The organism is Methylobacterium sp. J-092 (assembly GCF_022829325.1).
In the GTDB taxonomy this organism is placed as follows: domain Bacteria; phylum Pseudomonadota; class Alphaproteobacteria; order Rhizobiales; family Beijerinckiaceae; genus Methylobacterium.
The window spans coordinates 1-25,497 of sequence record NZ_JAKSXU010000082.1; the positions used below are offsets into that span (position 1 = coordinate 1).

A 25,497-nucleotide genomic window follows, 5' to 3' on the forward strand; every position below is an offset into this window, starting at 1 on the left:
GGGGAGGGCGTGCCCGGGACGCTGATCGAGGAGACCTTCCTCGGCGACCGCACCCGCCGCGTTGTCCGCCCCGCCGCCCGCACCTGCCTGCCCCCAACAAACGCGGCCGGGCGAGGCGCCGCGGCCGTGGGCCAAGCCGTCGCCGTCCGCTTCCCCCCCGATGCAGCGAACATCCTGCCGGCATGCAAGGACGAGCGATCCCCACCATCATCGTCATTCCTCGCGCGTCGACGTCGCCACCCCTTCCCCCCCCCCTCTGCGGGGGAGGGTGGGCCGCGAAGCGGGTCGGGAGAGGGGAGCGACGATGCCGGATCCGGCGCTCCCCTCTCCCGACCCTCGCTCACGCGAGGCCCACCCTTCCCCGCGGAGGGGGGAGGGATGGCCGGACGGCTCCGCTCGCGCGATGTGAGAATATCGGCGCCTCGGTGGCCGGAAAAGGAAAGAGGTCGATGCGATGACCGCACCGTCGCGTGCGCGCGCTCTTGCAGCCCTTCTCCGCCTGCCGGTCTGGCTCTGGCTTGGCGCCTTCTTCCTGGTGCCGTTCGTCATCACCTTAAAGATCAGCCTGTCGGAGCCGGCGACCGCGATGCCGCCGTACCTGCCGGTGCTCGACTGGCGGGGCGGCGCGGGGGATTGGTCGGACTTCCTCAGGGCGCTCAATTTCGAGAACTACGTCACGCTCGCCACCGACGCGCTCTATCGCGACGCGGCCCTGACGTCGCTGGCCTACGCGCTCGCGGCGACCGCGATCCTGGCGGGCATCGCCACGCCGCTCGCCTACGCCATCGCCCGGAGCCCGGCGGCGCGCCAGCCGCTGCTCGTCGCGCTCGTCGTGGTGCCGTTCTGGACGAGCTTCCTGATCCGGGTCTACGCCTGGATCGCGATCCTGAAGCCCGAGGGCCTGCTCAATCTCGGGCTGCTGCGCCTCGGGCTGATCGCGCAGCCGCTGGAGATCCTGAACACCCCCGCCGCGGTGCTGATCGGCCTCGTCTATGCCTACCTGCCGTTCATGGTCCTGCCGCTCTACGCGGTGCTGAGCCGCCTCGATCCGGCGTTGCGCGAGGCGGCGGCCGACCTCGGCGCCTCGCCGACGCGGGTGTTCTGGACCGTGACGCTGCCGCTCGCCCTGCCCGGGCTGCTGGCGGGCGCGGCGCTGTGCTTCATCCCCATGGTCGGCGAGTTCGTGATCCCGGACCTGCTCGGCGGCTCCGAGACGCTGATGCTCGGGCGCGTGCTCTGGAGCGAGTTCTTCACCAACCGGGATTGGCCGCTCGCCTCGGCGGTGGCGATCCTGCTGCTGATTCTCGTCGTCGGCCCGGTGGTGCTGTTCCGCGACGCCGCCGCCGAGGCCGCGAGCGGCGAGGGCGCACCATGACCGCGCATCGTCCGACCGCGCTCACCCGCACGGCGCTGATCCTCGGGCTCGGCTTCCTGTACGCGCCGATCCTGGTGCTGGTTGTCTACTCGTTCAACGCCTCGGCCCTGGTCACGGTGTGGGGCGGGTTCTCGACACGGTGGTACGGCGTCCTGCTCGCCGACGGGCCGTTGCTCGAGGCCGCCTGGGTATCGCTCCGCGTTGCGACGCTGTCGGCCGTCATCGCGACGGCGCTGGGCACGCTGGCCGCCCTCGCGCTCGCACGGCACGGACGCTTCCGCGGGCGCACGCCGTTCACCGGGCTCGTCACCGCGCCGATGGTGATGCCGGAGGTGATCACCGGCCTGTCGCTGCTGCTGCTGTTCGTCGGGGTCGGCATCGACCGCGGCCTCGGCGCGATCGTCGTCGCCCACGCCACCCTCGGCACCGGCTTCGTCGCGGTCGTGGTCGCCGCCCGCCTGCGCGGGCTCGACCGCGACCTGGAGGAGGCCGCCGCCGACCTCGGCGCCGGGCCGTTCCGGGTGTTCGCGACGGTGACGCTGCCGCTGCTCGCCCCCGGCATCGCCGCCGGGTTCCTGCTCGCCTTCACCCTGTCGCTCGACGACCTCGTCGTCGCGAGCTTCGTCTCGGGGCCCGGCGCGACCACCCTGCCGATGCGGCTCTACAGCCAGGTCCGGCTCGGCGTGAACCCCGAGATCAACGCCGCCTCGACGCTGCTCATCGCCGCGGTCGGCCTCGCGGTCGGCGCCGCGACGTGGCTCGGCGCCAGGCGGGGCGGCCGAGCCGCGGTGTAAGTTTCAGGCGAGCGCCACCGTGTAGGCCGCCTCGGTCTTGCCGCGGATCTCCTCCTCGGTGACGCCGTCGGCGAGCTCGATCAGCCGCATCCCGCCGTCGCCGTGCTTGTCGATCGTGAACACGCCGAGGTCGGTGATGACGAGGTCGACCACGTGCGTGCCGGTGAGCGGCAGGTCGCATTCCTTGAGCAGCTTCGGGCTCTCGGTGCCGTCCTTGTTCTTCGCCACGTGCTCCATCACGACGACGACGCGCTTGACGCCGGCCACGAGGTCCATGGCGCCGCCCATGCCCTTCACCATCTTGCCGGGGATCATCCAGTTGGCGAGATCGCCGTTTCCGGCCACCTGCATGGCGCCCAGGATCGACAGGTTGATGTGCCCGCCGCGGATCATCCCGAACGAATCGGCCGAAGAGAAGTAGCTCGTCGTCGGCAGCGCCGTGATCGTCTGCTTGCCGGCATTGATCAGGTCGGCGTCCTCCTCGCCCTCGAACGGGAACGGCCCCATGCCGAGCATACCGTTCTCCGACTGGAGCTGCACCGACATGCCCTCGGGAATGTAGTTCGACACCAGCGTCGGGATGCCGATCCCGAGGTTCACGTAGAAGCCGTCTTCCAGCTCACGCGCGGCACGCGCCGCCATCTGCTCGCGGGTCCAGGCCATTTTTCGATCTCCTGATGTGGGGCGCGTCCCGCGCCGTCCGCCGCACCCGCGGCGACGCGCTTCGCGCTTGCGGCCTGCCGGCCGGGTTCCTGTGGGGCGCGTCCCGCGCCGTCCGCCGCACCCGCGGCGACGCACTTCGCGCTTGCGGCCTCACGGCCGGAGGTCGTCGCGGGCTCAGACGGCGGCGCCGCCGGCCGCGGCCGGAGCGGCCTCGGCGCGCTTGCGCACCGTGCGCTGCTCGATCCGCTTCTTGCGCCCCGGAACGTGGATGATCCGCTTCACGAAGATGCCGGGGGTGTGGATGTCGTCGGCGTCGATCTCGCCGGGCTGCACCAGGTGCTCGACCTGCGCCACTGTCATCGTCGCGGCGGTCGCCATCATCGGGTTGAAGTTCCGCGCGGTCTTCCGGTAGCGCAGGTTGCCCTCGGTGTCGCCGGTATGGGCGTGGACGATGGCGAGGTCCGCGAACAGCCCGCGCTCCATCACGAAGTGCTCGCCGTCGAATTCGCGCACCTCCTTGCCCTCGGCCACCTTCGTGCCGACGCCGGTCTTGGTGAAGAAGGCCGGGATGCCGGCCCCGCCCGCGCGGATGCGCTCGGCCAGCGTCCCCTGCGGATTGAACTCGATCTGGAGCTCGCCGCCGAGGTACTGCCGGGCGAACTCCTTGTTCTCGCCGACATAGGACGAGATCATCTTCGCGACCTGCCGGGTCTCGAGCAGCTTGCCGAGGCCGACGCCGTCGATGCCGGCGTTGTTCGAGACGATGGTCAGCCCCTTCACGCCCGATTCCCGCACCGCCTCGATCAGCTCGTCGGGGATGCCGCAGAGGCCGAAGCCGCCGCACATCACCATCATGTCGTTCTTGAGCAGCCCCGCGAGCGCCGACGTTGGATCCGCATAGACCTTCTTCATGGACACTGAACCCTTCCGGCCCGCGCGCGATCGCGCCGACATTCGTTCCGCGAAAGCTGTCCCCGATTCCGGCGCGCCGGTAAAGGCGCCCGGCGTCGGGAAGCGCGGCCCCGGCCGTCCGCACGACGGCGGCGGGGACGGCCGGGCGCTGCGGGCAGACAAAGCCGATCGGACGCTTTAAGGGAATCACCCGAACGGTCCGATGCATGACGGCGGGGTGAGCCTGAAACATCCGGGGCCGCTCGTCGTCCCCCGTCGCGACCTCGCCGCCCCTCGGGCGGCCCGCGACGTGCCCGCCCGGAGTGCAATGTCGCCGCGCCGCCTCCTTCTCGCCGTCGGCTTCGCGTCGCTCGCCGTCCTCGGGACCGGCCTCGCGACCCTGCCCTGGCCGGTCGGCACCCCGACGGCGGCGGCCTTCGTCAGCCGCGGCCTGCGCGATTTCGGCTTCGCGCTCACCGCCGAGGGCGCGACCACGATGACGTTGCTGCCCCTGCCGCGCCTGAGCTTCACCCGCACCCGGATCACCGCCGCGCAGGCCGGCGGCCCGGCGCTGATCGAGGGCGGCAGCCTCGATCTCGACCTCAACCCGCTCGCCCTGCTCTCGGGCCAGGCCGACCTCGGCTCGCTCGCGCTGGGGGGCGCCACGATCCACATGCCGGAGAGCGCCGACGATCCGCGCTGGGCCGAGCCGGTGCGCCGGACCGCCGCGCGGCTCGGCCAAGGCGGCACGAATCACCCGCGCCGGATCACGCTGACCGGCGCGACCCTCGACGCGGCGAGCCCCGGCGGCGGCGCGCAGGCGGTCGACCTCACCCTCGCTTGGCCGCTCTGGAGCGCCGGCCTCGACGCGGCGGCGAGCTTCACCTGGCGCGGCGCGCGCACCAGCGTCGCGCTCATCGGCCTGCGCGCGAACGACCTGCTGAGCGGCGCCGCGTCGCCGTTCAGGCTCGATGCCGCCTGGCCCACCGGGAACTTGGCCGCCGAGGGCAGCGCTCGGACCGCGGGAGGCCTCGCCATCCAGGGGCAGGGGCGGATCGAGACACGTTCGCTTTCCGAGACGATGGCCTGGATCGGCAGCGACGTGGCCTTGGCCCCCTTCATCCGGACGCTGGCCCTCGACGGACGCTTCGAGGCCGCCGGCCGCACGATGGCGTTCTCCAGCCTGCGCGCCACCTTCGGCGACGACGTGCTCGAGGGCGCGGGGTCCGTGAGCCTCGGCGAGGCCCGCACCGCGGTCCAGGCCACGCTCGCCAGCGACAGCCTGAACCTGGCGCCCCTGCTCGGCGGCCTGATGCAGATCTTCGGCGGATCGACGGTCGACGGCGCCCCCCAGGGCGCTCAGGCGATCGCCCTGGGCCCGCTCACGGGCGGAGACCTCGACCTGCGCATCTCGGCGGCCGAGAGCCGGATCGGGCCGGTCCTCCTGAACGATCTCGCGGCGAGCGTGCTGGTGCGGCCCGGGGCGGTCGAGGTCGCCCTCAACCGCGCAGAGCTCCAGGGCGCGACCCTGAAGGGCCGGGTCGCCCTGTCGGCGACCGGCGCGGACGGGGCCGAGACCGAGGTCAAGGCGCAGGGCGCCTTCGACCGGCTCGACCTCGGCGCCCTCCTGCTCGACCTCGGCGAGTCGCGCTGGGTTCACGGCGGCACGCAAGGGCAGTTCGCCCTGGAGAGCACCGGGCGCGATGCGGCGGACCTCACCGCGCACGTCGCCGGACGGGCCGCCTTCGCCATCGACGGCGGCGTGCTCGCCGGGATCGACCTCGCCGACGTCCTGCATCGCAACGGGGCGGTCGCGCCCGGCGCGCTCGCCCGCCGCAACGGCCGCACCCCGTTCGAGCGGGCCGCGATCACGTTGAAGTTCGCCGACGGGGTCGGCGAGATCGGCGAGGGCACCCTCAAGGCCGCCAACCTCACGGGCATCCTGCGCGGCCAGGTCTCGCTGCCGGCGCGCAGCGTCCGGGCCAGGGCGGAGCTCGGCCCGAAGGCCGGGGGCGACAACGCCCGCGCAAGCCTCGCCTTCGACATCGACGGCCCGTGGGCCGGGATCCGCGTCCGCACCGGCCAGAAGGGCGCCGATCCGGACCAACGCGAGGACGCGCCGTCGTCCCTGCCCCTGCACGTGCCGACCTCGGTCGTGATTCCCGGCTCGGCGCGCGCCTACGCCCCCTGATCCGGAGTTCGGGCGAAGCTCAGATCCGCCATCCCGCGACGATCAATCGGCCTTGGGACGATCCGGCCTCTCGGCTTCGGACCGGGCCAGCTCCCGCCAGCGCAGCACGAGGCCCTCGAATGCGGCGAGGTCGTCGGCGCCGAGGCGCCCGAGCGTCCGCCCCACATAGGCCGCCTGCGCCGCGAGCCCCTGCGCGGCGAGGTCGGCACCGGCCGGCGTGAGGTGGAGCGCGTGCGAGCGCCGGTCGCCGGGGATCGGGCGGCGCTCGACCAGCCCGGCCTCGACCAGGCGGTCGATCAGCCCGGAGACGTTGCCCTTCGTGACGTAGAGGCGCGCCGCCAGGTCCTGCTGGGTCAGGCCCTCGCGCTCGGTCAGCGTCGAGAGCACGTCGAATTGCGGGATCGACAGGCCGATGCCGCGCAGCGTCCCGCTCATCGCCGCCGTGACCCGCCGGTTGAGGCGGATGAAGCGGAACCAGACGCGCAGGGGATCGACCGCGGCGTCGGCAGGATCCGGATCGGGGACGGGGCGGGTACGCGGCATCACGGGGCCAAGCTATAGCAGACCGGGCGATCCCGGCGAGTGGCGCGGCCACGCGCCGGCCGGTATAGCGTTCGCGACCCCGAAGCCAGACACCAGCCATGCGCCGCCTTCTCGTCGAGGAACCCGTCACCCGCGCCGGCCCCCTGGCCCGGTGGGCCGCCCTGTTCTCGCTCATCGTGTCCGGCATCGCGATCGTGCTGGTCCGCGATCCCCGTACGGAGGCCGGGCCGGCGCTGGCGACGCTGGCCGCGGGCCTCGGCGTCGCGGTGCTGGCCGTCGCGCTCGCCGGGTTCGCCTTCGTCCGGGTCTGGCGGGAAGGCGCCCGCGGCCTCGGTGCGGCGCTCGGCGGGCTGGTTCTCGCGATGCTGGTGCTCGCCTACCCGGCCTACGCGGCGCTGCGGGGCTTCCGGCTGCCGGCGCTGACCGACGTGACCACCGACATCGACAACCCTCCGGCCTTCTCGCGCTCGCGCGCCGCGTTCGCCGCCCGGAACGGGCGCTACCCCGCCGATCCCGACCTCCCGACCCGCGAACGGCAGCGCGCCGCCTATCCGCAGATCGCGCCGCTGACCCTCGACATCGACGCCGACGAGGCGTTCGAGCTGGCGCGCAAGGCGGCGGTGAACCGCAAGTGGCAGATCGTCGAGGCGATCCGCCCCGGCGGGCGGACCGGCAACGGCCGGATCGAGGCGGTCTCGCGCAGCCTCATCCTCAACCTGCCCGACGACGTCACCATCCGCGTCCGGCCGCGTGCCGACGGCGCCCGCATCGACGTCCGCTCCGCCTCGCGGCTGGGCACGCGGGATTTCGGCGTCAACGCCGACCGCATCCGGGCCTATCTCGACGAGGTCGCGAACCTCGCGCTCGCCGTGAAGTAGCGTCGGGCGGCCGCGCGCGGCGGGCGGCCTCGCGCCTCAGCCGGCCGGCGAGGGGCCCGGTGCGAAGATCCCGTCGAGGCGCGGCGCGCCCTGCGTCGCCACCAGCCCGCGCGCGACGAGATCCTCGAGGTGGGCGAACACCGACAGCGCCGCCGCGCCGCGCAGGCGCGGATCGAGGTTCTGGTACGTGGCCGCGACGATCGCCGGGATGGTGTCGTCGCCGGCGGCGATGCGCGCGCGGATCGAGGCCTCGCGGTGGCGGCGGTGGTTGGCCAACCCGCGCACGAAGCGCCGGGGATCGCGCACCGGGCCGCCATGGCCCGGCCAGTAGATGGTCTCGTCGCGGCCCCTGAGCTTGTCGAGCGAATCCATGTAGGCGCGCATCGAACCGTCCGGCGGCGCGACGATGCTGGTCGACCATGCCATGACGTGATCGCCGGAGAACAAGGCCGCCTCCTCCGGCAGGGCGAAGGCGAGGTGGTTCATGGTGTGGCCGGGCGTCTCGACCGCGACGAGGGTCCAGCCTTCGCCGGAGAGCGCATCGCCCTCGTGCATCGGCCGGTCGGGGACGTGGTCGCGGTCGGCGGCGGCATCGAGATGGCCGATCTCGCCGGCGCCGAGCGCGCGGGCGGCCCGATGCGGCAGGCAGCCGGCGATCGGCGCGCCGGTGCGTGCCTGCAGCAGGCGGGCGCCCGGGGAGTGGTCGCGATGGGTGTGGGTGACGACGATCGCCGCCACCGACTCTTGGCCGAGATCGGCGAGCAGGGCCTCGACGTGGCCGGCATCGGCCGGCCCCGGATCGATCACCGCGACGCGTCCGTGCCCGACGACGTAGGTGCAGGTGCCGCTCGCGGTGAACGGGCCGCCGTTCGGCGCGACCCGGCGGCGGACGAGGGGGCTCAACGTTTCCAGGCGGCCGCTCGCGGGCATCACCGTGTCGAAGTCGGGCGCATCGGTACCGGCATCCGTGTCCGCCATCCGAGGCTCCTTCCGATCCCGACCGGCGCGGTCGGCCCGGAGCTACGCGAACGCGCGGCGGCGGACAATCCGAAGCGCGAGGACGTCAACGGAACGGGGAGGGCGTGACCACGCGGATCGGGTTCTGGTTGATCGCGGCGCGCTCGGGGATGCGGAAGCCGTCGCCGACCGAGGCGACCTGGACGAGGCTCGCCCGCTCGGCCGTGCGCAGCGTCCGGCGGAAGGCGTGCGCCTCGGCGTCGCGGCGGATCGCGCCAACCTTGGCCTCGATCCGCCGGCTCTGGCCCCGCGTGATCGCGGCCTGCCGGAAGTCGACCAGGGCGACCGAGCCCGACCGGTTCCGCGTCACCACGTCGGCGCTGTCGCGGGTGGCGACGACGTCGCCCTTGCGCAGGGTGAGATCGCCGGCGAGCGGCAGGGGCGGGGTGCCGGGCGCGGCCTGGCAGGAACAGTTCTCGACGCGCCGCTGGCGGTAGATGTTGGCCAGAGCCGAGGCCCGGTAGGGCAGGCCCTGCGGGCTGATCGCGCGGTCGAGCTCGGTCTCGCGGGCGCCGAGGGTGTAGACGTTCGTCGGCGCCCCCGGGCAGGCGGCGGCGCAGGCCGCCTCGTGCACCGGCATGTCGGCCCGTGCCCCGAGATTGCCGAGGGGGAAGAGATAGCCGTCGCACATCCGCACGCAGACCGTGCGACGCCCGGTCGAGGCGACGGCGACCCGCGTCACGCGCTCCGCGCGGGCCCGCTTGCGACGCGACCGGCCGAGCGGGAGGTCGGCCACGGGACGCGGGGTATGATAGACCGGGCGCGAATAGCCGAGGCGGCGGCCGTCGGGCAGGTTGGCGTAGCGGCCGGGGCGGTGCGCCGGCGGCGCGGGCTGCGGCCGGGCGGGCGCGAAGAGTTCCTGGAAGAAGTCGAGCAGGCCGCCGCGCTCGGAGGCCTGGACGAGGCTCGATCCGATCGTGACGCTGCCGAGCCCGAGGATCAGCCCCGCCGCGGCGGTCCCGATCATCTGCCGCCGCGTTCCCCCGGAGCCGTAAAACCTCTGCCAGCGCGCCCAGAACGCCATGTCTCGTCAGGTCCCCGCCCATGCGGCATGCCGGCCCGGCGGTGGCCTGGGCGAGCGAGGCCGGCTTAAAGGTTCGTTAAGCGGGGCGGCAAGTGCGGAAGACAACCGACACGATCATAACATCGCAGCGATCAGGCACAGGTATTGGCCCCTCGAGCGGCCTATTATGAGGACACCAGCAGGCGGCTCGACTTGGCGGACCTGTCGCGAGGCCATGCTCGTCGGCTTTGCCCGGTGGGCGGTGCGCGGCGCGTTCGAGCCTCCGCCGCGGGATTCCGGTGGACGGCGCATGAAAAAAGCCGCCCCGGAGGGCGGCTTGCTCAGCGACGGATCGACTCCGGCGGCGATCAATGCCGATGAGCGGGACCGTTCGGCCGGACCCGGATCGGAACCAGGCGCGGCTCGGGCCTCGGGGCCAGCGCACCCAGGACCTCCTCGACGCCGCGTGCCGCGGCACCTGCGGCGGAGCTGACGATATCGGTGAGGCGCTGGACGAGGGCGGACGCTTTTCTCATCGCTGTTCTCTGGTTTCGGACCTGGACTGAGGAACGCCGTTCGGAACGGCTCCGTTCCGGCTGCGGCCTCGTGTCCAACAAAGAGCAATATGGCGTGACATGCGCACCGGCGCGAGGGGGCGGGCGACGATTTCGGCGATCGATCGGCACCGGATCCGCGACGCTCGATTTTTCGTGTGTGCAGGCATTCGAAGCGGCGGAACCGAAACAACGACTTGACGTTTGGGATGTCAGAAGGTCGCGGCCAAGCCCGCGTCCATGTTGTCAAGGATAACGCAGATGCTCGGTTGGGCCGTTACGTTCCTCGTCGTGGCCCTCGTGGCCGCTCTGCTCGGCTTCGGTGGCATCGCCGGCACGGCGATGGAAGCCGCCAAGCTGGTGTTCTTCGTCGCGATCGTGCTGTTCGCCATCTCGGCCGTGATCGGCCTGATGCGCGGCCGCTCGCCCACGCTCTGACGCCGAGCTCGCGTCCTGCGGGCGCTTCCCGCGCCACAGGAACTGCAGAAGATGGACCCGGAGCGCCTCAGGGCGACTTCGGCTCCTTCGCATCGAGACGCTCGATGAGCTCGCGAAATCGATCCGGGACGGGTTGCTGGACGAGACCGTCGTAGAGGCTGCGGAGGTTGTGGCCGATGCGCGCCTGGGCCTGGTCGCTGAGGCGCGACGATCCATGCTCGCGCTTCTCGGCCTTCGAGCCCGCGGGCCCCGATTCCCCGACGGGCCTCAGGCCGGCATTGCCGATCGGCCTCCCCGCCTTCGCAGCGTCGGTCATCCTCACGTCCCCCGGTGCCGTTCGCGGCATCTGTGCATGAGGCACACGCGCATTGTCTTGCCGCGCGACATACGCCATGGCTGCACCAGCAACGCCTCCGGCCAGAAGCGGTTCCGCGCCCTGCCGGAACGGAGTCGGATGCCCCGCGTTGGGGCGGCAGGTTGAATAGCAGGCCGACAAGGCACAGGGGATCGTATGTCGACATCGCAACTCGTGGTGCAGCACCTGCCGTACCTGCGGCGCTACGCGCGCGCGTTGACGGGCAGCCAGGTGGCGGGCGACGCCTACGTCGCGGCAACTCTGGAGACGCTGGTCAACGAGCCGGATACGCTCGGCCGCAGCACGAACGTGAAGGCCGACCTGTTCCGGGTGTTCACCCGCATCTGGAATTCGCTATCAGTGAACGGCCGCAGCGAACAGGTGCAGCACGATCTCCCCGCCGAGGTGCGGCTCGGCCAGATCACGCCGCTGCCGCGCCAGGCCTTCCTGCTCTCCTGCCTCGAAGGCTTCTCGGAGGAGGACGCGGCGATCATCCTCGACGTCGACGTCAGCCAGGTGCGCGACCTGGTCGACGAGGCGGGACGCGAGCTCGCTGCGGACATGGCCACCGACATCCTCATCATCGAGGACGAGCCGCTGATCGCGATGGACCTTGAAGCGCTGGTCGAGGGCCTGGGCCACAACGTCATCGGCGTCGCCCGCACGCGCACCGAGGCCGTCAAGATCGCCTCCGAAAGCAAGCGCCCGGGCCTGATCCTTGCCGACATCCAGCTCGCGGACGGCTCGTCCGGCCTCGATGCCGTCAACGACCTGCTGAAGACCTTCGAGGTCCCGGTGATCTTCATCACCGCCTACCCGGAGCGATTCCTCACGGGCGAGCGCCCGGAGCCGGCCTTCCTCATCGCCAAGCCGTTCCAGCCCGCCAACGTCTCCGCCGTCATCAGCCAGGCGCTGTTCTTCCAGCAGACGGCACGCCGGCGTGAAGCCAAGTCGGCCTGACCGCGAGGCGGTCCGCAACCGCCTCCGCACCAATCCGCAGAACGAAAGAAACCCCGGCGACGAGCCGGGGTTTTTTGTTGCCCGCCAAGGACATCGGTCCAGGCATAAAAAAACGGGCCGGAGAAATCTCCGACCCGTGGATGAGGTTCCGGCCGATGCACAAGGGGAATGCGGGGAGGACCAGGTGGCCGGGTGCTCGATCAACGGGCGTGCGCGAACCAGGTTCCGGGCGCGAACCGTTTTTCGACGCCTGTGGCGTCCGCGCCACTCCGGGTCGCTGTGGACAAGGTTCCTCGTGCCCGGCACCACCGCGAGAAACTGTTGCCGAATACTGATTTCGTCAAAAGCGAGGCCGTGACGGAACCGGATCATGGAAGACGCGTTTTCCGTTCATCCTGTCAAGCTCCCATTCGGAGACCACGACGATGCTTCGGTCAGGCTTCCTTCTCGGCGTGAGCGCACCGGCCGCCATCCTGACGTTGCTCGTCCACCCGATGGTCCAGGCGAGCGCGGACCAATGGGTCCCCACGACCACGGTCGCCGCCCCCGGTCCGGCCGCGTTCGAAGCCCGCCCCCTGCCGGGCATGCGCCCGGTCTCGATCGCGATCCGGCCGAGCCGGGTGGCGAGCCTGCAATCCGAGCCGAACCGCGCCGTCCCGGCCGCGTCGGACACGGCGCAGGAGATGGGAACCAAGCCGCCGCTCAAGCCGCGTCGGATGATGCGCGAGGGCTGCGAGGCGGCGCTCAGCTCGCTGGTCGGCCCCGAAGCCCGCCGCATGATCCCCGGCCGCTGCATCTCCTGAGGCGACGCCGATCAGCCTACCGGCTTACGGCGCACAACGCGAAGGCCCGCTCCATGCTCTGGGGCGGGCCTTCGCGTTGTGCGGCATGGAGGCGGACATAAAAAAAGGCGCCTGCCCAGCGAAGGGCAGACGCCGCGCGTCTCGAAGGGCGGTCGATCACTCGGCGCCGTCGCGGCCCGTACCGGTGGCCTGACCGCCCTTGCGGCCGGCCGTCGAGGCCAGTTCGCGGTCCTGCGAGAACGAACGCTTCTCAGCCGGCACGCTGCGACCACCCTTGCTGGCGATCTCGCGCTGGCGCTCGAGATCCATCGACGCAAAACCTCGCTTCGAGGTTGAATTACCGGATGCCATCAGCTCCTCCTCAGGCTTCTCTTCACCCTTTCACAACCTTCGCCAGTATCCGAAGGTTCCTCTCACGCTTCCGCGACAAGCTTAGCCGCAACCACGTCGGTGCGCTGGCGTTGGAAGACAGCGGTGGGGCAAACGACAATCCAGCGCCTGCCTCGAACGAGGTTTTTTCGAGCATGACGAATCGCGAGATGGTCTCCGGTGCGGCCAAGGTTTCGCCGGAGGCCGCGCCGAAGCCGAACACGCGGGCGCTTCCGCCGATGCCCGCGGACGAGGGCAGCGCGACGCCGACGACGCAGGTCGAGCCGATCGATTCGCCCCAACCGAACGCCAGCGCCGGCCGCGAGCCGCCGAGCGCCGAGAAATCCGGCTTGGCGACGAAGCGCTGAGCGGCCTCAGACCTGCCGCGGCCGGCGGCTGAGCAGGACGATCCCGATCGCCATCGCAAGGATCGTCCCGGCGGCGGCGAAACTGAGGACGCGGCGGATCATCGGCGTGTAGACGCCGGTCGCGGCATCGTACCCGTAGCAGAGCAGGACGAGGCGGTCGGCGAGGCTGCCGGTCCGGCCCTCGCCGGCCTCGACGAGGGCGAGCCGCAGGTCGCTGCCGTTCAGCGCCAGCGGCGACAGGACGCGGGCGACGCGGCCGTCGCCGGTGAGCAGGATCGCGGCGGCGGGGTGGGCGAAGCTGTCGGTGCCGGCGTCGTAGACGAAACGGTAGCCGAGCGCCTGCGTCAGCCGATCGACGGCGGCGGCGTCGCCCACCAGCGCGGCCGCCTGCGCCGAAAGCCCCGGGTTCCCGAGCTCGGTGTCGAGCATGTGCCGCGCCGCGGCCGCGTCGTCGCGCGGGTCGATCCCGACGAGGACGAGGCTGACGTCGCGGCCGGCGACGAGGCCGGTTGCGGCCAAGGCCGCCCCGGACATCGACAGCATCGGGTCGCAGACGTTGCCGCAGGTGTAGTCCACCGGCAGCAGCAGGGTCGGCCGGCCACCGAGCGCCTCGCCCAGCGTGGTCGGCCGGTCGCCCGCGGCATCGTTCCAGGCCAGATCGAGGGGAACACGGGCGCCCGGAGGCGGCACGACCGCGACGCGCGCGAGCTCGGTCCGGTTCAGGCGGGCGGCGGCCGGCGTGGCGGCGAACGCGATCCCGACGAGGAGCGCGGCGAGGCGAGGATGGCGGGCGCGGCGCATGGCACCTCCGGTGGGGGCCTGCATGCCCGATCGCGTTCGACGGGGCATCCGGGGCACGCCGTCGCAGCGTGCCGCCGGGACGGGAGGGCTGGACAAGATCGCCGCAAGCCGCATGGATGAGGCGGCCGGCGCCATCACGAGATCCGGCGCGGTGCGGAGTTCCACCCATGACCCTCGATACGGAGGTTACCTCCCTTCGGCAGGTGCCGCTGTTCCGCGAGGTCGAGCCGTCGCGGCTGAAGCTGCTCGCCTTCACCAGCGAGCGGGTGCATTTCGAGGCGGGCCAGCAATTCTTCACCCGCGGCGACGTCGCGGATGCCGCCTACCTCATCCTGGAGGGCAGCGCCGCCGTGACCATCGACGGGGCCGCGGGGCCGGTGCGTCTCGCCCTGCTCGGGGCCAACGCCCTGGTCGGCGAGATGGGCATTCTGGCCGACCAGCCGCGCTCGGCCACCGTCACGGCCGAGACGGCGGCCACCGCCCTGCGCATCGACCGCGGCGTGTTCCTCGAGCTGCTGGCGCAGTTTCCCCAGATCAGCATCGCGCTGATGCGCGAGCTGGCCCTGCGCCTCGAGCAAACGAACCAGGCGCTCGCGCAGAGCCGCGCCTGAGATCGCGCGATCGGGCGTCACGGCGCCGGGTAGGTGATGAACTCCATCAGCGACCCGTCCGGATCGCGGAAGTAGATGCTGGTCCCGGGCCCGGCCGCGCCGTGGCGCTCCACCGGGCCGAGCTCGACGGGGACGCCGTGCGCGGCCAGGTGCGCCATCGCCTCCTCGATCGTGCCGGACCAGCGGAAGCACAGGTCGCTGCCGCCCGGCATCACCGGCTTCTCGGCGAGCGGCTCCGGGGACAGCCCGGGGCCGTGGCAGTTCAGCTGCACCCCGCCGAGCCGGTACGCGAAGCCCGCGCCGGCCGGGACGATCTCGGCGCCGACCACGTCGCCGTAGAAGGCGTTCGCGCGCGTCCAGTCCCTGACGTGGATCACGCAATGGTCGAGGTGGATCGCCGGGCGCAGCGGCGTCTCGGGCAATGCGCCTTGCATCTCGGGAAGGGTGAGCGTGTCGGCCATGATGCGCCTCGTCTCGGAACCGATCCGAGAGAGTTAGGGCGCAAGCCACGGCCGAACGAGGCGAAATCCGGGCAATCGTGCCGGGCGCTTCATCCAACCTGAGACGCAAAAGTCACATCGTGGGGGGCGGCGAGGCGGTAGGCATGATCCGAACGCTTCTTCGCCTCGTGAGGCCCCATGCCCCTCCGCCGGATCCTCCTCGCTGCGGTCCTCATCGCGCCGCTCGCAGCCTGCAACCAGCGCGGGCCCGTGAACCTCGCCGCCAACGACGAGGAGGCGGCGTGGTATGTCGGCTCGATGCCCGACAAGCCGTTCGACGTGCCGCTGGTCGACACCAACCGCCTCGATCCGAAGTACCGCCGGCAGGTCGTGAGCTATTCCGGCCCCGAGCGGCCGGGCACCATCGTCGTCGACATCGACAAGCGCCAGCTCGCCCTCGTCCAGGCCGACGGCACGGCGATGCAGTACGGCGTCGGCGTGGGCAAGCTCGGCTTCTCGTGGAAGGGCGAGGCCCGGGTCGGCCGCAAGGGCGTCTGGCCGGACTGGAGCCCGACGACGACCATGGTCGCCCTCCATCCGGAGATCGACCGCCAGCGCAAGGGCGGCGTCGACAACCCGCTCGGCGCCCGCGCGCTCTACCTCTACCAGGGCAACCGCGACATCCTGTTCCGCATCCACGGCACCAACGAGCCCTGGAGCATCGGCGAGCAGATGTCGTCGGGCTGCGTCCGCATGCTCAACGAGGACATCGTCGACCTCTACGAGCGCGTGCCGGTGGGGACGCAGGTGCTGATCAAGCGCAACGGCAAGTACCGGGTCTGAGCCGATCCGGTCCGAACGGCCGGCTTGACCGGAGCCGGCCTCCGGCAGAGCGTGCGCCCGAAGCGTTCAGGCCCTGGAGACGACGATGCCGACCACGACCGACGGACTCGTCCTGCACCACGCCCCGAACACCCGCTCGACGGGCGTGCGGGTGCTGCTCGAGGAACTTCACGCGCCGCACGAGCTGCACGTCATCAACCTCAAGGCGGGCGAGCAGCAGGGCAGCGCGCACCTCGCCGTCAATCCGATGGGCAAGGTCCCGGCGATCCGCCACGGCGGCGCGACGGTGGCCGAGCAGGCCGCCTGCTACCTCTACCTCGCGGACCTGTTTCCCGAGGCCGGCCTCGCGCCCGGCACGACCGATCCGGCCCGCGGCGCCTACCTGCGCTGGATGGTCTTCTACGGCTCGTGCTTCGAGCCGGCCGTGATCGACCGGGCGATGGAGCGCGCGCCGCCGCCCCGGATGATGTCGGCCTACGGCGATTACGACACGGTGCTGGCCCAGGTGCTCGCGATGCTGACGCCCGGCCCCTGGATCCTCGGCGAGCGCTTCTCCGCCGCCGACGTCCTATGGGGCTCGGCGCTCGGCTGGACCACCGCGTTCAAGCTCGTCCCCGAGGAGCCGGCGATCATGGCCTACCTCGCGCGCTTCCGGGCGCGTCCGGCCTACCAGGCGATCGCCGCCGACGACGCGCGCCTCGCGGCGGCGCAGCAGGCGGCGGCAGGGTAGGGCACCCGAACCGGCCCTAACCCCGAAGCAACTCCAAAAACCGTGCCACCAGCCGGCGCGCGACCTCGTCCTTGTCGAGCGTCGGCCAGGTCTCGACCGACCCGTCGCGCGCGATCAGGTGGACCGTGTTGGTCGCGCCGCCCATCACGCCGCCCGCAGCCGAGACGTCGTTGGCGACGATCAGGTCGCAGCCCTTTCGGGCGATCTTCGCCTGGGCGTGCGCGATCACCGTGTCGGTCTCGGCGGCGAAGCCGACGACGAGGGCGGGGCGGTTCTCCGTCCGTCCGGCGATGGTGGCGAGGATGTCGGGGTTCTCGACTAGCGTCAGCGGGGCGGGCGCCGCGCCGGCCTTCTTGATCTTGGAGCCGGTCTCGGTGGCGGGCCGCCAGTCGGCGACCGCGGCCGTGAACACCGCGATGCTGGCGGGAAGCGCCGCCTCGACCGCCGCCAGCATCTCGCGCGCGGTCTCGACCCGCACCACGGCGGCGCCCTCGGGATCGGGGATCGCCACCGGCCCGGAGACCAGCGTGACCGTCGCGCCGGCGGCGGCGGCGGCGGCGGCGATGGCGTGGCCCTGGCGCCCCGACGAGCGGTTGGCGATGAACCGCACCGGGTCGATCGGCTCATGGGTCGGCCCGGAGGTGACGAGCACGCGGTGGCCGCCGAGCGGCCCGGCGGCCTTGGCGCGACCCGCGAGGAAGCCGAACCCGGCGGGCTTCGCCTCGGCCTCCCCGAGCATCGCGGCCGCGGCGTCGGCGATCTCGGCCGGCTCGGCCATGCGGCCCGGCCCTGTCTCGGGCTCGGCCATCGGGCCGGCATTGGGGCCGACGACCCGGACGCCGTCGGCGAGCAGCGTCGCGAGGTTGCGCCGCGTTGCGGGATGCGCCCACATCGCCACGTTCATCGCCGGCGCGATCAGGATCGGCAGGGTGGTGGCGAGCAGCACCGTGGAGGCGAGGTCGGGGGCGTGGCCGGTGGCCATCCGCGCCATCAGGTTGGCGGTGGCCGGCGCCACCACCACCGCGTCGGCGTCCCGGGCCAGCTTGATATGGCCGATCTCCGCCTCGTCGGCCCGGTCGAACAGGTCGGTATGGGCGGGCTGGCCGGCGAGCGCCGCGGCCGCGAGCGGGGTGACGAATTCCTGCGCGCCCTTGGTCAGCAGCGGTCGGACGGAGGCGCCGCGCTCGCGCAGGCGGCGGATCAGGTCGAGCGCCTTGTAGGCCGCGATGCCCCCGCCGATGACGAGGAGGATGCGCCGGTTCGCGAGCGGCAACGTGGGGGCTGCGGTCATGGCAGAAGGAGTGCCGGTGCGGGGCGGGCCGCGTCAATCCCGGCCGCGGCCCGCGCTCTCGCCGCGCCGGCCGCGCGCGCGACGAGGACGGCCCAGGCCTCCCGCTCGTGCGCCGGGTCGAACGCCGCCGCACGCGCCGCACCGTGCGCGCGCAGGCGCTCGAGGAAGGCCGGGTCCTGTTCCGCGCGCAGCATCAGGCGCGCGAGCGCAGCCTGGTCTCCGGCCGGGAAGTAGCCCGGGTGGTCGGCGCCGAGCAGGCCGACATTGCCCGGGATCTCGGAGGCCAGGATCGGCAGCCCGGCCGCGATCGCCTCGGAGATCACGTTGGCGCCGCCCTCGTTCAGCGAGCTCAGCACCATCAGCCGCGCGCGCCGCAGGAACCGCCGCACCCGCGCGCCGGAGACCTCGCCGCGCCAATCGTAGCGCGGGTTGGTTTGCATCTCGGCCCGCGCGCGATCCGCCCACGCCGGGTCGGGCGCGCCGCCGAGATGGACGACGCGGATGCGGGAGGCGGGCGGCAGGGTGCGGGCGGCGAGCGCGGCACGCAACGGGTCCTTCTCGGCGCGCAGGTGGCCGACGACGAGGATCTCGAAGGTGCGCGTCGTGGGCGGCAGGCGCTCCTCGCTCGCCGGCACCGACTGCACGATCACCGCGAGCTTGTCGCGGTAGGATTCCGGGATCGCGTCGGCGACGAGGTCGTGCAGGCCGACGAGCACGTCGGCGAGATCGAGCGAGCGCAGGGTGGTGCCGGGATCGGCGGCGAGATCGTGATTGATGTCGGTCCCGGTCAGCGCGACGACGAGGGGGCGCTCCGGGTATAAGCGCCGGTATCGCGCGATCGCCGGGGCGCTCTTCCAGGCGTGCAGCGCGATCATCAGGTCGCAGGGCGCGTCGGCGTAGGCGGTCGCCACGACGACGCGGTGGCCGAGCCGGCGCAGGATGCCGGCCCAGCGCAGGGCCGTCGTGCGGTTGCCGGCCCGCGAACGTTTCGGCGCCGGCGTGATCAGGATGATGTCCATGGGTCGATCGCTTATCGGATGGGTGCCATGACCGACGCCACACAACTCATCGCGATGCTGGAGGACAGCCGCGCCCGGACCCTCGAGCTGGTGGCCGGGCTCGATGCCGAGCGGCTGATCGGGCCGCGGCTCGACATCGTCAACCCGCTGCTGTGGGAGATCGGGCACCTCGCCTGGTTCCACGAGCACTTCATCCTGCGCGCCCTCGACGGGGCGGAACCCGCGATCGCGGATGCCGACGCGGTCTACAATTCCGCGGTGCTCGCCCACGACGACCGCTGGGTGCGCGCGCTGCCGCCGCTCGACGTCACGCTCGGATACATGGGCCGCGTCCACGACGCGCTGGTCCGGCGCCTCGACGGCCCGCCGACCGCCGAGGAAGCCTACCGCTACCGGCTGACCACCTACCACGAGGACATGCACGGCGAGGCCTTCACCTATTCGCGCCAGACGCTCGGATACCCGGCGCCGTCCTTCGCCGCCTCGGCCGGTCTCGCCCCGGTCGCGGAGGGGCCGTGGCCGGGCGACGCGGCGATCCCCGGCGGCACCTTCCGGCTTGGCGCCGAGCCGGGCGAGGCGTTCGTGTTCGACAACGAGAAGTGGGCGCACCCGGTCGAGGTCGCGCCGTTCCGCATCGCGCGGGCGCCGGTGACCAACGCGGAGTTCGCCGCCTTCGTCGCCGCCGGCGGCTATCGCGAGCCGTCGTTCTGGGACGCGGAGGGATGGCGCTGGCGCTGCCGGAGCGGTGCGGAGCACCCCGCGCATTGGCAGCCGGACGGGGCGGGCTGGCGGGTCCGCCGCTTCGACGGCGTCTCCGACCTCGCCCCGCACCAGCCGGTGGTCCATGTCGGCTGGTACGAGGCCGCCGCCTACTGCGCCTTCGCCGGCCGCCGCCTGCCGACCGAGGCCGAATGGGAGGTCGCGGCCTCCACCGCCCCGACCTCGGGCGGGGCGATGGGGCAGGTGAAACGCCGCTATCCCTGGGGCGAGGCGGCACCGGATGCGACCCGCGCCAACCTCGACGGCGGCCGCCTCGGCTGCGTCGACGTGGCCGCCCACGAAGCGGGCGACAGCGCCTGGGGCTGCCGCCAGATGATCGGCAACGTCTGGGAATGGACCGCGAGCGACTTCCTGCCCTATCCGGGTTTCTCGCCCGATGCCTACCGCGAGTATTCCGAGCCCGCCTTCGGCACGCGGAAGGTGCTGCGCGGCGGTGCCTGGATCACCCGCGGGCGGATGGTCGACAACGCCTACCGCAACTTCTTCGGGCCGGATCGCCGCGACATCTTCGCGGGCTTTCGCACGGCGGCCGTGTAGGATCGTACTTCTCAGGAGTTGAATTACAACTTCTGACCTCACCCTATGGGTACTCGTTCCTTACACCGCAGATGACAGGAAGTGGAACGCCGCACGCGGAAACCGCGGTCAACGTCCTCAACTTGCGCCTCACGCACGAAATCTGAGCGGCAAGACATCTTTAAGAAAATTATCGCAACCTGCTACTCGAACCGCCCCAAGGTCGCACCACGCAGCGTCGTCGTCTCACAGGCTCCATCCGTTCGGGAGAGGCCGGAGGATCGGACCGCGCCGCCCGGGGCTCGGCCGAGGCGATTTCGGACCTGCGCGCATGTTGACCGTCCTCGGTTGCTTCACGGCCCGGCACGACCTCCGCCTCGTCGTCCTGGCGGGCGTGATCTGCGCGATCGCGGCGCTGACCGCGATCCGGCTTCTCCGCCACGCCGGCACCGTCAGCGGCCGCGTGCGATCGACCTGGCTCGTGGTCGCGGCGATCTCCAGCGGGTCGGGCATCTTCGCGACCCACTTCATCGCGATGCTGGCGTTCGAGCCGAGCATCCCGAGCGCCTACGATTCCGGGTTGACCGTCCTCTCGCTGGTCTTCGCGATCGGCCTCACCGGCCTGGGCCTGCGGATCGCCCTGTCCGAGACGCCGCGGGCGTCCTGGCTCGGGGGGGTCGTGGTCGGCTTCGGCATCGCCGCGATGCACTACACCGGCATGGCGGCCTTCGAGGTCACGGGACGTCTGCGCTGGGATCCGGCCTTCGTGTTCGCGTCGATCCTGATCGGTGAGCTCCTTTCCGCCGTCGCCGTCTCCATCGCCGTGCATGCCCGTTCGCTCACCTCCCTGTTCGGCAGCGCAGGCCTGCTCGCGCTGGCGATCGGCGCGCATCACGGGGTGGGCATGGCCGGGGTGACGATCACCGAGAACCCGCTGGCGACCCTGTCGCCCCAGGCGATGCCGCCGGGCTGGCTCGCCGGCGCCGTCGCGGTGGCCAGCCTCATCGTGTTTGTCCTCACGGCGACGGCCTACGCGCTCAGCCTTCGCGAGCAGCGTCGCGCGCGCGCGGAGATGGTGCGCATGCGCGGCCTCGCCAACGCGGCGGTCGAGGGTCTGATCGTCCTGGACCGGTGCCGGATCGTCACGGCCAACATCAGCTTCAGCCGGCTCGTCGGCCTCTCGCACGAAGCGATGACGGGCCTGTCGGTCACCGCCTTCCTCGACGAGCCCCGGACCTGGGATCGGCTCCCCTACGTCATCGGGCAGCCGGTCGAGCTGAGCCTGCGCGACGGCGCCGGCGCGGTCATCGAGGCGGAGGTGATCCTTCGGCGGATCGATTTCGCGGGCAAGCCGCATCATGCCCTGGCGGTCCGCGACATCCGGCAGCGCAAGCACGCCGAGCGGCACATCCGGTACCTCGCCCACCACGATGCCCTGACGGGCCTGCTCAACCGCTCCGCCTTCAACGCGCGCCTCGATCGCGCCGTGGGCGCGGCAGTTGCGACCGGCGTTCCGATCGCGGTGCTCTGCCTCGACCTCGACCGGTTCAAGGCGGTCAACGACCTGTTCGGCCATACGGCCGGCGACGCGACGCTGAATAGGGTCGCCCGCCGCGTCACCGGGCTGCTCGGCCCCGACCAGATCCTGGCACGCCTCGGCGGCGACGAGTTCGCCATCCTCATGGCCGGACGGACCGGGCCGGACGCTGCCGAGCGCCTGGCGAAGACCATTCTCGCGGCCCTCGCTGCGCAGGCCTCGGGCGGGCCCGCCGACGCGATCGTCGGGGTCAGCATCGGCATCGCCCTGTGCCCGCAGGACGCCGTGGAGCGCCAGGGCCTAATGGGCCATGCCGATACGGCGCTCTACCGCGCCAAGGCCGAGGGCCGGGGGACCTACCGCTTCTTCGAGCCCCAGATGGGCATCGCCGTGCGCGAGCGTCACGCCTTGGAACGCGACCTCGAACAGGCCCTGGCGCGCGGCGAGTTCCACCTCGAGTACCAGAAGCAGGTCGCGGCCGCGGGCGGCGCCCTGCTCGGCTTCGAGGCCCTGCTGCGCTGGACCCATCCGACACGAGGGCTCGTCCCGCCCGACGTCTTCATCCCGGTGGCCGAGGAGCGCGGAACGATCTCGGCGATCGGGATGTGGGTGCTTCGCACCGCCTGTCGCGAGGCCGCGGCCTGGACGTCGCCCCTGCGGGTGGCGGTGAACGTCTCGGCGGTCCAGGTCCACGATCCGGCCTTCGCCGCGCAGGTGCACGCGGTTCTGGTCGAGACCGGGCTGCCGGCCGCGCGGCTGGAGCTGGAGATCACCGAGACCGCGCTGATCCGCAACTTCGACCGTGCGGTGGCGACGCTGCGCCAGCTGCGGACGCTCGGCGTCGGCATCGCCATGGACGATTTTGGGACGGGCTACTCGTCGCTGGCCAACCTCCGGGCGTTCCCCTTCGACCGGATCAAGATCGACCGGTCCTTCGTGCGCAACGTCGACACCAACGCCCAGACGGCGGCGATCGTGCGCGCCGTCCTCGGGCTCGGCTGCGGGCTCGGCCTGCCGGTGGTCGCCGAGGGCGTCGAGACCGTCGCGGAACTCGCGTTCCTGAGAGCAGCCGGGTGCGCCGAGGTGCAGGGCTACCTGTTCGGTCGCCCGGGCCCCGTCGACACGCACGGGATCACCCCCTGCGCAGCCGCCGTCGCAGATGCGCCGCGACAGGGTCGCGCCGCCTGACGGAACGCTCCGAAGCGGGCGGCTTCGCCGTCCCGGCCTATCGCAAGGCCGCCACCAGCACGCCCGCCGCGATCGCCCACAGGGCCAGCGTCTGCCACAGCGCGTCGCGGCGCTCGTTGCGGGCGATGCGCTCCAGGCGGCGTGCGTCGCCCGTGCCCGCCTCGTCGGCATGGACGATCAGGCGCCGGAGCCGCAGGGCGAGGTCCGGCACGTCGGCGACGATGTCGGTGAGGGTGCGCGCGGCGTGGGCCGCCCCTTCCAGGCGCCCGGCCGGGCCGAGGTTGCGGGTGATCCAGCTGCGGACCACCGGCTCGGCCGAGGTCCACATGTCGAGCTTGGGATCGAGGCTGCGGGCGACGCCTTCCACCACCACCATGGTCTTCTGCAGCATCACCAGCTCGGTGCGCGTGCTCATGTCGAACAGGGCGGTGATGTCGAACAGCAGCGTCAGCACCTTCGCCATCGAGATCTCGTCGGCGCGGCGCTGGTGGATCGGCTCGCCGATGGCGCGGATCGCCTGGGCGAAGTCGTCGACCGAGTGGTGCGCCGGCACGTAGCCCGCCTCGAAGTGGACCTGCGCCACGCGGCGGTAGTCGCGCATGATGAAGCCGAGCAGGATCTCGGCGAGGAACCGCCGTTCCTTGCGCCCGAGCCGGCCCATGATGCCGAAATCCACCGCGACGAGCTTGCCGGCGGCGTCCACGAACAGGTTCCCCTGGTGCATGTCCGCGTGGAAGAACCCGTCGCGGATCGCCTGGCGCAGGAAGCTCTGGATCACCGTGCGCCCGATCGCGTGCGGGTCGTGGCCGGCTTCCCGAAGCGCGGCGGCGCTGTGGAGGCGGGTGCCGTCGATCCATTCGCAGGTGAGCACGTCGCGCGCGATCAGCTCCCATTCGGGCCTCGGCACGCGAAAATCGTCGTCCTCCGCGGTGTTCTGCGCGAGCTCCGAGGCGGCGGCGGCCTCGAGCCGGAAGTCCATCTCCATGGTCACGGAGCGGGCCAGGATCTCGACCACGTCGCGCGGGCGCAGGCGCTCGGCTTGCGGAGACAGCACGTGGACGATGCGCGCGAGGAGGCGCATCACCTCCACGTCGCGCTGGAAGCGCTCGCGCACGCCCGGCCGCATGATCTTCACGGCGAGCGTGCGCTGGGTGCCGTCGGCATCGTGGACCACCGCCTTGTGGACCTGCGCGATCGAGGCCGCGGCCACCGGCTCGCCGAAGGCGACGAACAGGGCGGAGATCGGCTTGCCGAAGGCGGCCTCGACCACCTTCACGGCCACCGCCTGCGGGAAGGGCGGCACCCGGTCCTGCAGCATCTCGAGGTCGCGGGCCGCGCTCATCCCGACGATGTCGGGGCGGGTGGCGAGGAACTGCCCGAACTTGACGTAGGACGGGCCGAGCCGGGTCAGGCCGGCCGAGAGCCGGGCCGCGCCGGTACCGAGGCCCGGCCGCTCCAGCAACCGGACGATCCGCAGCCCGAGCCGCAGGTGCGGCGGCAGCTCGGAGGCGTCGACGAGCGCCAGCGCGCCCTCGCGCGCTAGCACGAAGCCGACATGGGCCCCGCGGAAGAGGTTGACCGCGGCGGCGATCATCGCGCCGCCCGGCGGCTCGGGTCGGTCACGAGACCTTCCAGCCGGAATGGATCGCGACGATGCCGCCCGAGAGCGGCCGGTGCGTGACGTGGCGGAAGCCGGCCTGCTCGATCATCCCGGCGAACAGCCCGGGGGAGGGGAACTTCCGGATCGATTCCACGAGGTAGCGGTAGGATTCCGCGTCGCCCGCGACCCGCGCGCCGAGCCGCGGGATCACGTGGAAGGAGTAGGCGTCGTAGATCTTGTCGAGCACCGGCAGGTCGACCTTGGAGAATTCCAGGCACAGGAAGCGGCCGCCGGGCTTCAGTACGCGGCGGGCCTCCTGCAGGGCCAGCTCGATCCGCGGCACGTTCCGGATGCCGAAGGCGATGGTGTAGGCGTCGAAGGTCGCGTCCGGCAGGGGCAAGGTCTCGGCGTTGCCGGTGACGAAGTCGATGCGCCCGTCGAAGCGCGCCCCGGCGCGCTCGGCGCCGACCCGCAGCATCGCCTCGTTGATGTCGAGCACGGTGACCGAGGCCTGCGGGCCGCCGGCCTCGAGGACGCGGAAGGCGACGTCGCCGGTGCCGCCGGCCACGTCGAGATGGCGGAACGGCCGCGTGCGCGACGGGCGCAGCATCGCGATGAGCTGCGCCTTCCAGGCCCGGTGCAGGCCGCCGGACATCAGGTCGTTCATCAGGTCGTAGCGCTTGGCGACCGAGCGGAACACGTCGTCGACGCGCGCCTGCTTCTCGGCCAGGGCCACACGCTCGAAGCCGAAATCGGTCTCCTGCGCCCCCGTCGTGCCGTCCCGCGCGCCCGTCGTCTCGTCCGCCACCGTCATGAAGTCCTGCCCGTCTGCGCCCTCGCGCCTCATAGCGAAGCCGGACGCGATCCGCCATGCGTCGTAAGACGCGGTGGGGACGGCCGGCCGTGGGCGGCGAAGCCTCGCCCGTCGGCCGGGATTGC

The 25,497-nt window shown here is 72.1% G+C and carries 26 protein-coding genes; 13 read left to right on the forward strand and 13 right to left on the reverse strand.

What is annotated here, in order from left to right; all coding sequences use genetic code 11:
- Positions 1-454 precede the first annotated feature (454 nt).
- Both MKK60_RS09525 and MKK60_RS09530 read left to right on the forward strand, forming a co-directional pair.
- A complete protein-coding gene (locus MKK60_RS09525; protein WP_243985305.1) occupies positions 455-1,375 on the forward strand; it encodes an ABC transporter permease subunit in 921 nt (306 codons plus the stop codon).
- A complete protein-coding gene (locus tag MKK60_RS09530; RefSeq protein ID WP_243985307.1) occupies positions 1,372-2,169 on the forward strand; it encodes an ABC transporter permease in 798 nt (265 codons plus the stop codon). The genes MKK60_RS09525 and MKK60_RS09530 overlap by 4 nt, the downstream gene beginning before the upstream one ends.
- 3 nt (positions 2,170-2,172) lie before the next feature.
- Here the strand turns inward: MKK60_RS09530 and MKK60_RS09535 are convergent, their stop codons facing one another.
- Both MKK60_RS09535 and MKK60_RS09540 read right to left on the reverse strand, forming a co-directional pair.
- Positions 2,173-2,832 (reverse strand): 3-oxoacid CoA-transferase subunit B, encoded by a 660-nt coding sequence (locus MKK60_RS09535; RefSeq protein ID WP_147729342.1) that lies wholly within the window; start codon positions 2,830-2,832, stop codon positions 2,173-2,175.
- A gap of 174 nt (positions 2,833-3,006) precedes the next feature.
- Positions 3,007-3,744, reverse strand: coding sequence for a CoA transferase subunit A (locus tag MKK60_RS09540; RefSeq protein WP_243985308.1), 738 nt, complete (start codon positions 3,742-3,744; stop codon positions 3,007-3,009).
- Between the two features lie 217 nt (positions 3,745-3,961).
- Between MKK60_RS09540 and MKK60_RS09545 the strand changes: the two genes are divergently transcribed.
- Entirely contained in the window at positions 3,962-5,914 is a 1,953-nt protein-coding gene (locus MKK60_RS09545; RefSeq protein ID WP_243985311.1) for an AsmA family protein, read from the forward strand.
- 42 nt (positions 5,915-5,956) lie between these two features.
- Here MKK60_RS09545 and MKK60_RS09550 read toward each other — a convergent pair whose 3' ends face one another.
- Positions 5,957-6,457, reverse strand: coding sequence for a MarR family winged helix-turn-helix transcriptional regulator (locus MKK60_RS09550; RefSeq protein ID WP_147844407.1), 501 nt, complete (start codon positions 6,455-6,457; stop codon positions 5,957-5,959).
- 98 nt (positions 6,458-6,555) lie between these two features.
- On the opposite strand from MKK60_RS09550, the gene MKK60_RS09555 reads away from it, so the two are divergent.
- On the forward strand, positions 6,556-7,335 hold the full coding sequence (locus MKK60_RS09555) for a DUF1499 domain-containing protein (protein ID WP_243985313.1): 780 nt from the start codon (positions 6,556-6,558) through the stop codon (positions 7,333-7,335).
- Between the two features lie 36 nt (positions 7,336-7,371).
- On the opposite strand, the gene MKK60_RS09560 is transcribed toward MKK60_RS09555, so the two are convergent.
- Entirely contained in the window at positions 7,372-8,313 is a 942-nt protein-coding gene (locus MKK60_RS09560; protein WP_243985315.1) for an MBL fold metallo-hydrolase, read from the reverse strand.
- Between the two features lie 85 nt (positions 8,314-8,398).
- Complete coding sequence (locus MKK60_RS09565) at positions 8,399-9,319, reverse strand: DUF2865 domain-containing protein (protein WP_243932097.1); 921 nt, start codon at positions 9,317-9,319, stop codon at positions 8,399-8,401.
- Between the two features lie 851 nt (positions 9,320-10,170).
- Between MKK60_RS09565 and MKK60_RS09570 the strand changes: the two genes are divergently transcribed.
- Entirely contained in the window at positions 10,171-10,347 is a 177-nt protein-coding gene (locus MKK60_RS09570) for a DUF1328 domain-containing protein (RefSeq protein WP_003599466.1), read from the forward strand.
- Positions 10,348-10,414: 67 nt separating this feature from the next.
- Here MKK60_RS09570 and MKK60_RS09575 read toward each other — a convergent pair whose 3' ends face one another.
- Positions 10,415-10,663 (reverse strand): NepR family anti-sigma factor, encoded by a 249-nt coding sequence (locus MKK60_RS09575; RefSeq protein ID WP_313901118.1) that lies wholly within the window; start codon positions 10,661-10,663, stop codon positions 10,415-10,417.
- A 195-nt stretch (positions 10,664-10,858) separates the two neighbouring features.
- Here MKK60_RS09575 and MKK60_RS09580 point away from each other — a divergent pair, with 195 nt between their 5' ends.
- Together MKK60_RS09580 and MKK60_RS09585 are read left to right on the forward strand one after the other, a co-directional pair.
- A complete protein-coding gene (locus tag MKK60_RS09580) occupies positions 10,859-11,662 on the forward strand; it encodes a response regulator (RefSeq protein WP_147727398.1) in 804 nt (267 codons plus the stop codon).
- A 425-nt stretch (positions 11,663-12,087) separates the two neighbouring features.
- Complete coding sequence (locus MKK60_RS09585; RefSeq protein ID WP_243932095.1) at positions 12,088-12,465, forward strand: hypothetical protein; 378 nt, start codon at positions 12,088-12,090, stop codon at positions 12,463-12,465.
- Positions 12,466-12,621: 156 nt separating this feature from the next.
- Here MKK60_RS09585 and MKK60_RS09590 read toward each other — a convergent pair whose 3' ends face one another.
- Positions 12,622-12,816: a general stress protein gene (locus tag MKK60_RS09590; protein ID WP_147727396.1), complete on the reverse strand. Its 195-nt coding sequence runs from the start codon at positions 12,814-12,816 to the stop codon at positions 12,622-12,624.
- 173 nt (positions 12,817-12,989) lie between these two features.
- On the opposite strand from MKK60_RS09590, the gene MKK60_RS09595 reads away from it, so the two are divergent.
- Positions 12,990-13,202, forward strand: coding sequence for a hypothetical protein (locus MKK60_RS09595; RefSeq protein WP_243932093.1), 213 nt, complete (start codon positions 12,990-12,992; stop codon positions 13,200-13,202).
- A gap of 6 nt (positions 13,203-13,208) precedes the next feature.
- Here MKK60_RS09595 and MKK60_RS09600 read toward each other — a convergent pair whose 3' ends face one another.
- Positions 13,209-14,003 (reverse strand): SCO family protein, encoded by a 795-nt coding sequence (locus MKK60_RS09600; RefSeq protein ID WP_243933263.1) that lies wholly within the window; start codon positions 14,001-14,003, stop codon positions 13,209-13,211.
- A gap of 167 nt (positions 14,004-14,170) precedes the next feature.
- Between MKK60_RS09600 and MKK60_RS09605 the strand changes: the two genes are divergently transcribed.
- Entirely contained in the window at positions 14,171-14,614 is a 444-nt protein-coding gene (locus tag MKK60_RS09605; protein WP_147727394.1) for a cyclic nucleotide-binding domain-containing protein, read from the forward strand.
- A 17-nt stretch (positions 14,615-14,631) separates the two neighbouring features.
- Here MKK60_RS09605 and MKK60_RS09610 read toward each other — a convergent pair whose 3' ends face one another.
- Positions 14,632-15,075 carry a VOC family protein gene (locus tag MKK60_RS09610; protein WP_243985316.1) on the reverse strand — a complete coding sequence of 148 codons (444 nt, stop codon included), beginning with the start codon at positions 15,073-15,075 and terminating at the stop codon, positions 14,632-14,634.
- 177 nt (positions 15,076-15,252) lie between these two features.
- Here MKK60_RS09610 and MKK60_RS09615 point away from each other — a divergent pair, with 177 nt between their 5' ends.
- Both MKK60_RS09615 and MKK60_RS09620 read left to right on the forward strand, forming a co-directional pair.
- Complete coding sequence (locus MKK60_RS09615) at positions 15,253-15,897, forward strand: L,D-transpeptidase (protein WP_147727392.1); 645 nt, start codon at positions 15,253-15,255, stop codon at positions 15,895-15,897.
- An 85-nt stretch (positions 15,898-15,982) separates the two neighbouring features.
- Positions 15,983-16,627, forward strand: a complete 645-nt coding sequence (locus tag MKK60_RS09620) for a glutathione S-transferase family protein (protein WP_243985317.1) — start codon at positions 15,983-15,985, stop codon at positions 16,625-16,627.
- A 16-nt stretch (positions 16,628-16,643) separates the two neighbouring features.
- Here MKK60_RS09620 and coaBC read toward each other — a convergent pair whose 3' ends face one another.
- Positions 16,644-17,918 carry a bifunctional phosphopantothenoylcysteine decarboxylase/phosphopantothenate--cysteine ligase CoaBC gene (coaBC, locus tag MKK60_RS09625; RefSeq protein WP_243985321.1) on the reverse strand — a complete coding sequence of 425 codons (1,275 nt, stop codon included), beginning with the start codon at positions 17,916-17,918 and terminating at the stop codon, positions 16,644-16,646.
- Positions 17,915-18,937 carry a selenoneine biosynthesis selenosugar synthase SenB gene (gene senB, locus MKK60_RS09630; RefSeq protein WP_243985324.1) on the reverse strand — a complete coding sequence of 341 codons (1,023 nt, stop codon included), beginning with the start codon at positions 18,935-18,937 and terminating at the stop codon, positions 17,915-17,917. The genes coaBC and senB overlap by 4 nt, the downstream gene beginning before the upstream one ends.
- 27 nt (positions 18,938-18,964) lie before the next feature.
- On the opposite strand from senB, the gene senA reads away from it, so the two are divergent.
- Both senA and MKK60_RS28445 read left to right on the forward strand, forming a co-directional pair.
- Complete coding sequence (gene senA / locus MKK60_RS09635) at positions 18,965-20,254, forward strand: selenoneine synthase SenA (RefSeq protein WP_243985326.1); 1,290 nt, start codon at positions 18,965-18,967, stop codon at positions 20,252-20,254.
- A gap of 310 nt (positions 20,255-20,564) precedes the next feature.
- Positions 20,565-22,958: an EAL domain-containing protein gene (locus MKK60_RS28445; RefSeq protein WP_279604045.1), complete on the forward strand. Its 2,394-nt coding sequence runs from the start codon at positions 20,565-20,567 to the stop codon at positions 22,956-22,958.
- Between the two features lie 37 nt (positions 22,959-22,995).
- Here MKK60_RS28445 and ubiB read toward each other — a convergent pair whose 3' ends face one another.
- Positions 22,996-24,552: a 2-polyprenylphenol 6-hydroxylase gene (gene ubiB / locus MKK60_RS09655; RefSeq protein ID WP_243985334.1), complete on the reverse strand. Its 1,557-nt coding sequence runs from the start codon at positions 24,550-24,552 to the stop codon at positions 22,996-22,998.
- Positions 24,553-24,577: 25 nt separating this feature from the next.
- Entirely contained in the window at positions 24,578-25,372 is a 795-nt protein-coding gene (gene ubiE, locus MKK60_RS09660) for a bifunctional demethylmenaquinone methyltransferase/2-methoxy-6-polyprenyl-1,4-benzoquinol methylase UbiE (RefSeq protein WP_147729355.1), read from the reverse strand.
- Between the last annotated feature and the right edge of the window lie 125 nt (positions 25,373-25,497).

Bases quoted from the DNA above. Each gene is read 5' to 3' on its own strand.
- ubiB (WP_243985334.1), bottom strand. From the start codon at position 24,552: ATGATCGCCGCCGCGGTCAACCTCTTCCGCGGGGCCCATGTCGGCTTC.
- senB (WP_243985324.1), bottom strand. From the start codon at position 18,937: ATGGACATCATCCTGATCACGCCGGCGCCGAAACGTTCGCGGGCCGGC.
- MKK60_RS09605 (WP_147727394.1), top strand. From the start codon at position 14,171: ATGACCCTCGATACGGAGGTTACCTCCCTTCGGCAGGTGCCGCTGTTC.
- MKK60_RS09535 (WP_147729342.1), bottom strand. From the start codon at position 2,832: ATGGCCTGGACCCGCGAGCAGATGGCGGCGCGTGCCGCGCGTGAGCTG.
- senA (WP_243985326.1), top strand. From the start codon at position 18,965: ATGACCGACGCCACACAACTCATCGCGATGCTGGAGGACAGCCGCGCC.
- MKK60_RS09595 (WP_243932093.1), top strand. From the start codon at position 12,990: ATGACGAATCGCGAGATGGTCTCCGGTGCGGCCAAGGTTTCGCCGGAG.
- MKK60_RS09585 (WP_243932095.1), top strand. From the start codon at position 12,088: ATGCTTCGGTCAGGCTTCCTTCTCGGCGTGAGCGCACCGGCCGCCATC.
- MKK60_RS09550 (WP_147844407.1), bottom strand. From the start codon at position 6,457: ATGCCGCGTACCCGCCCCGTCCCCGATCCGGATCCTGCCGACGCCGCG.
- MKK60_RS09615 (WP_147727392.1), top strand. From the start codon at position 15,253: ATGCCCCTCCGCCGGATCCTCCTCGCTGCGGTCCTCATCGCGCCGCTC.
- MKK60_RS09560 (WP_243985315.1), bottom strand. From the start codon at position 8,313: ATGGCGGACACGGATGCCGGTACCGATGCGCCCGACTTCGACACGGTG.
- MKK60_RS09580 (WP_147727398.1), top strand. From the start codon at position 10,859: ATGTCGACATCGCAACTCGTGGTGCAGCACCTGCCGTACCTGCGGCGC.
- MKK60_RS09530 (WP_243985307.1), top strand. From the start codon at position 1,372: ATGACCGCGCATCGTCCGACCGCGCTCACCCGCACGGCGCTGATCCTC.
- MKK60_RS09590 (WP_147727396.1), bottom strand. From the start codon at position 12,816: ATGGCATCCGGTAATTCAACCTCGAAGCGAGGTTTTGCGTCGATGGAT.
- MKK60_RS09600 (WP_243933263.1), bottom strand. From the start codon at position 14,003: ATGCGCCGCGCCCGCCATCCTCGCCTCGCCGCGCTCCTCGTCGGGATC.
- MKK60_RS09565 (WP_243932097.1), bottom strand. From the start codon at position 9,319: ATGATCGGGACCGCCGCGGCGGGGCTGATCCTCGGGCTCGGCAGCGTC.
- MKK60_RS09525 (WP_243985305.1), top strand. From the start codon at position 455: ATGACCGCACCGTCGCGTGCGCGCGCTCTTGCAGCCCTTCTCCGCCTG.
- coaBC (WP_243985321.1), bottom strand. From the start codon at position 17,918: ATGACCGCAGCCCCCACGTTGCCGCTCGCGAACCGGCGCATCCTCCTC.
- MKK60_RS09610 (WP_243985316.1), bottom strand. From the start codon at position 15,075: ATGGCCGACACGCTCACCCTTCCCGAGATGCAAGGCGCATTGCCCGAG.
- MKK60_RS09555 (WP_243985313.1), top strand. From the start codon at position 6,556: ATGCGCCGCCTTCTCGTCGAGGAACCCGTCACCCGCGCCGGCCCCCTG.
- MKK60_RS28445 (WP_279604045.1), top strand. From the start codon at position 20,565: ATGTTGACCGTCCTCGGTTGCTTCACGGCCCGGCACGACCTCCGCCTC.
- ubiE (WP_147729355.1), bottom strand. From the start codon at position 25,372: ATGACGGTGGCGGACGAGACGACGGGCGCGCGGGACGGCACGACGGGG.
- MKK60_RS09620 (WP_243985317.1), top strand. From the start codon at position 15,983: ATGCCGACCACGACCGACGGACTCGTCCTGCACCACGCCCCGAACACC.
- MKK60_RS09540 (WP_243985308.1), bottom strand. From the start codon at position 3,744: ATGAAGAAGGTCTATGCGGATCCAACGTCGGCGCTCGCGGGGCTGCTC.
- MKK60_RS09570 (WP_003599466.1), top strand. From the start codon at position 10,171: ATGCTCGGTTGGGCCGTTACGTTCCTCGTCGTGGCCCTCGTGGCCGCT.
- MKK60_RS09575 (WP_313901118.1), bottom strand. From the start codon at position 10,663: ATGACCGACGCTGCGAAGGCGGGGAGGCCGATCGGCAATGCCGGCCTG.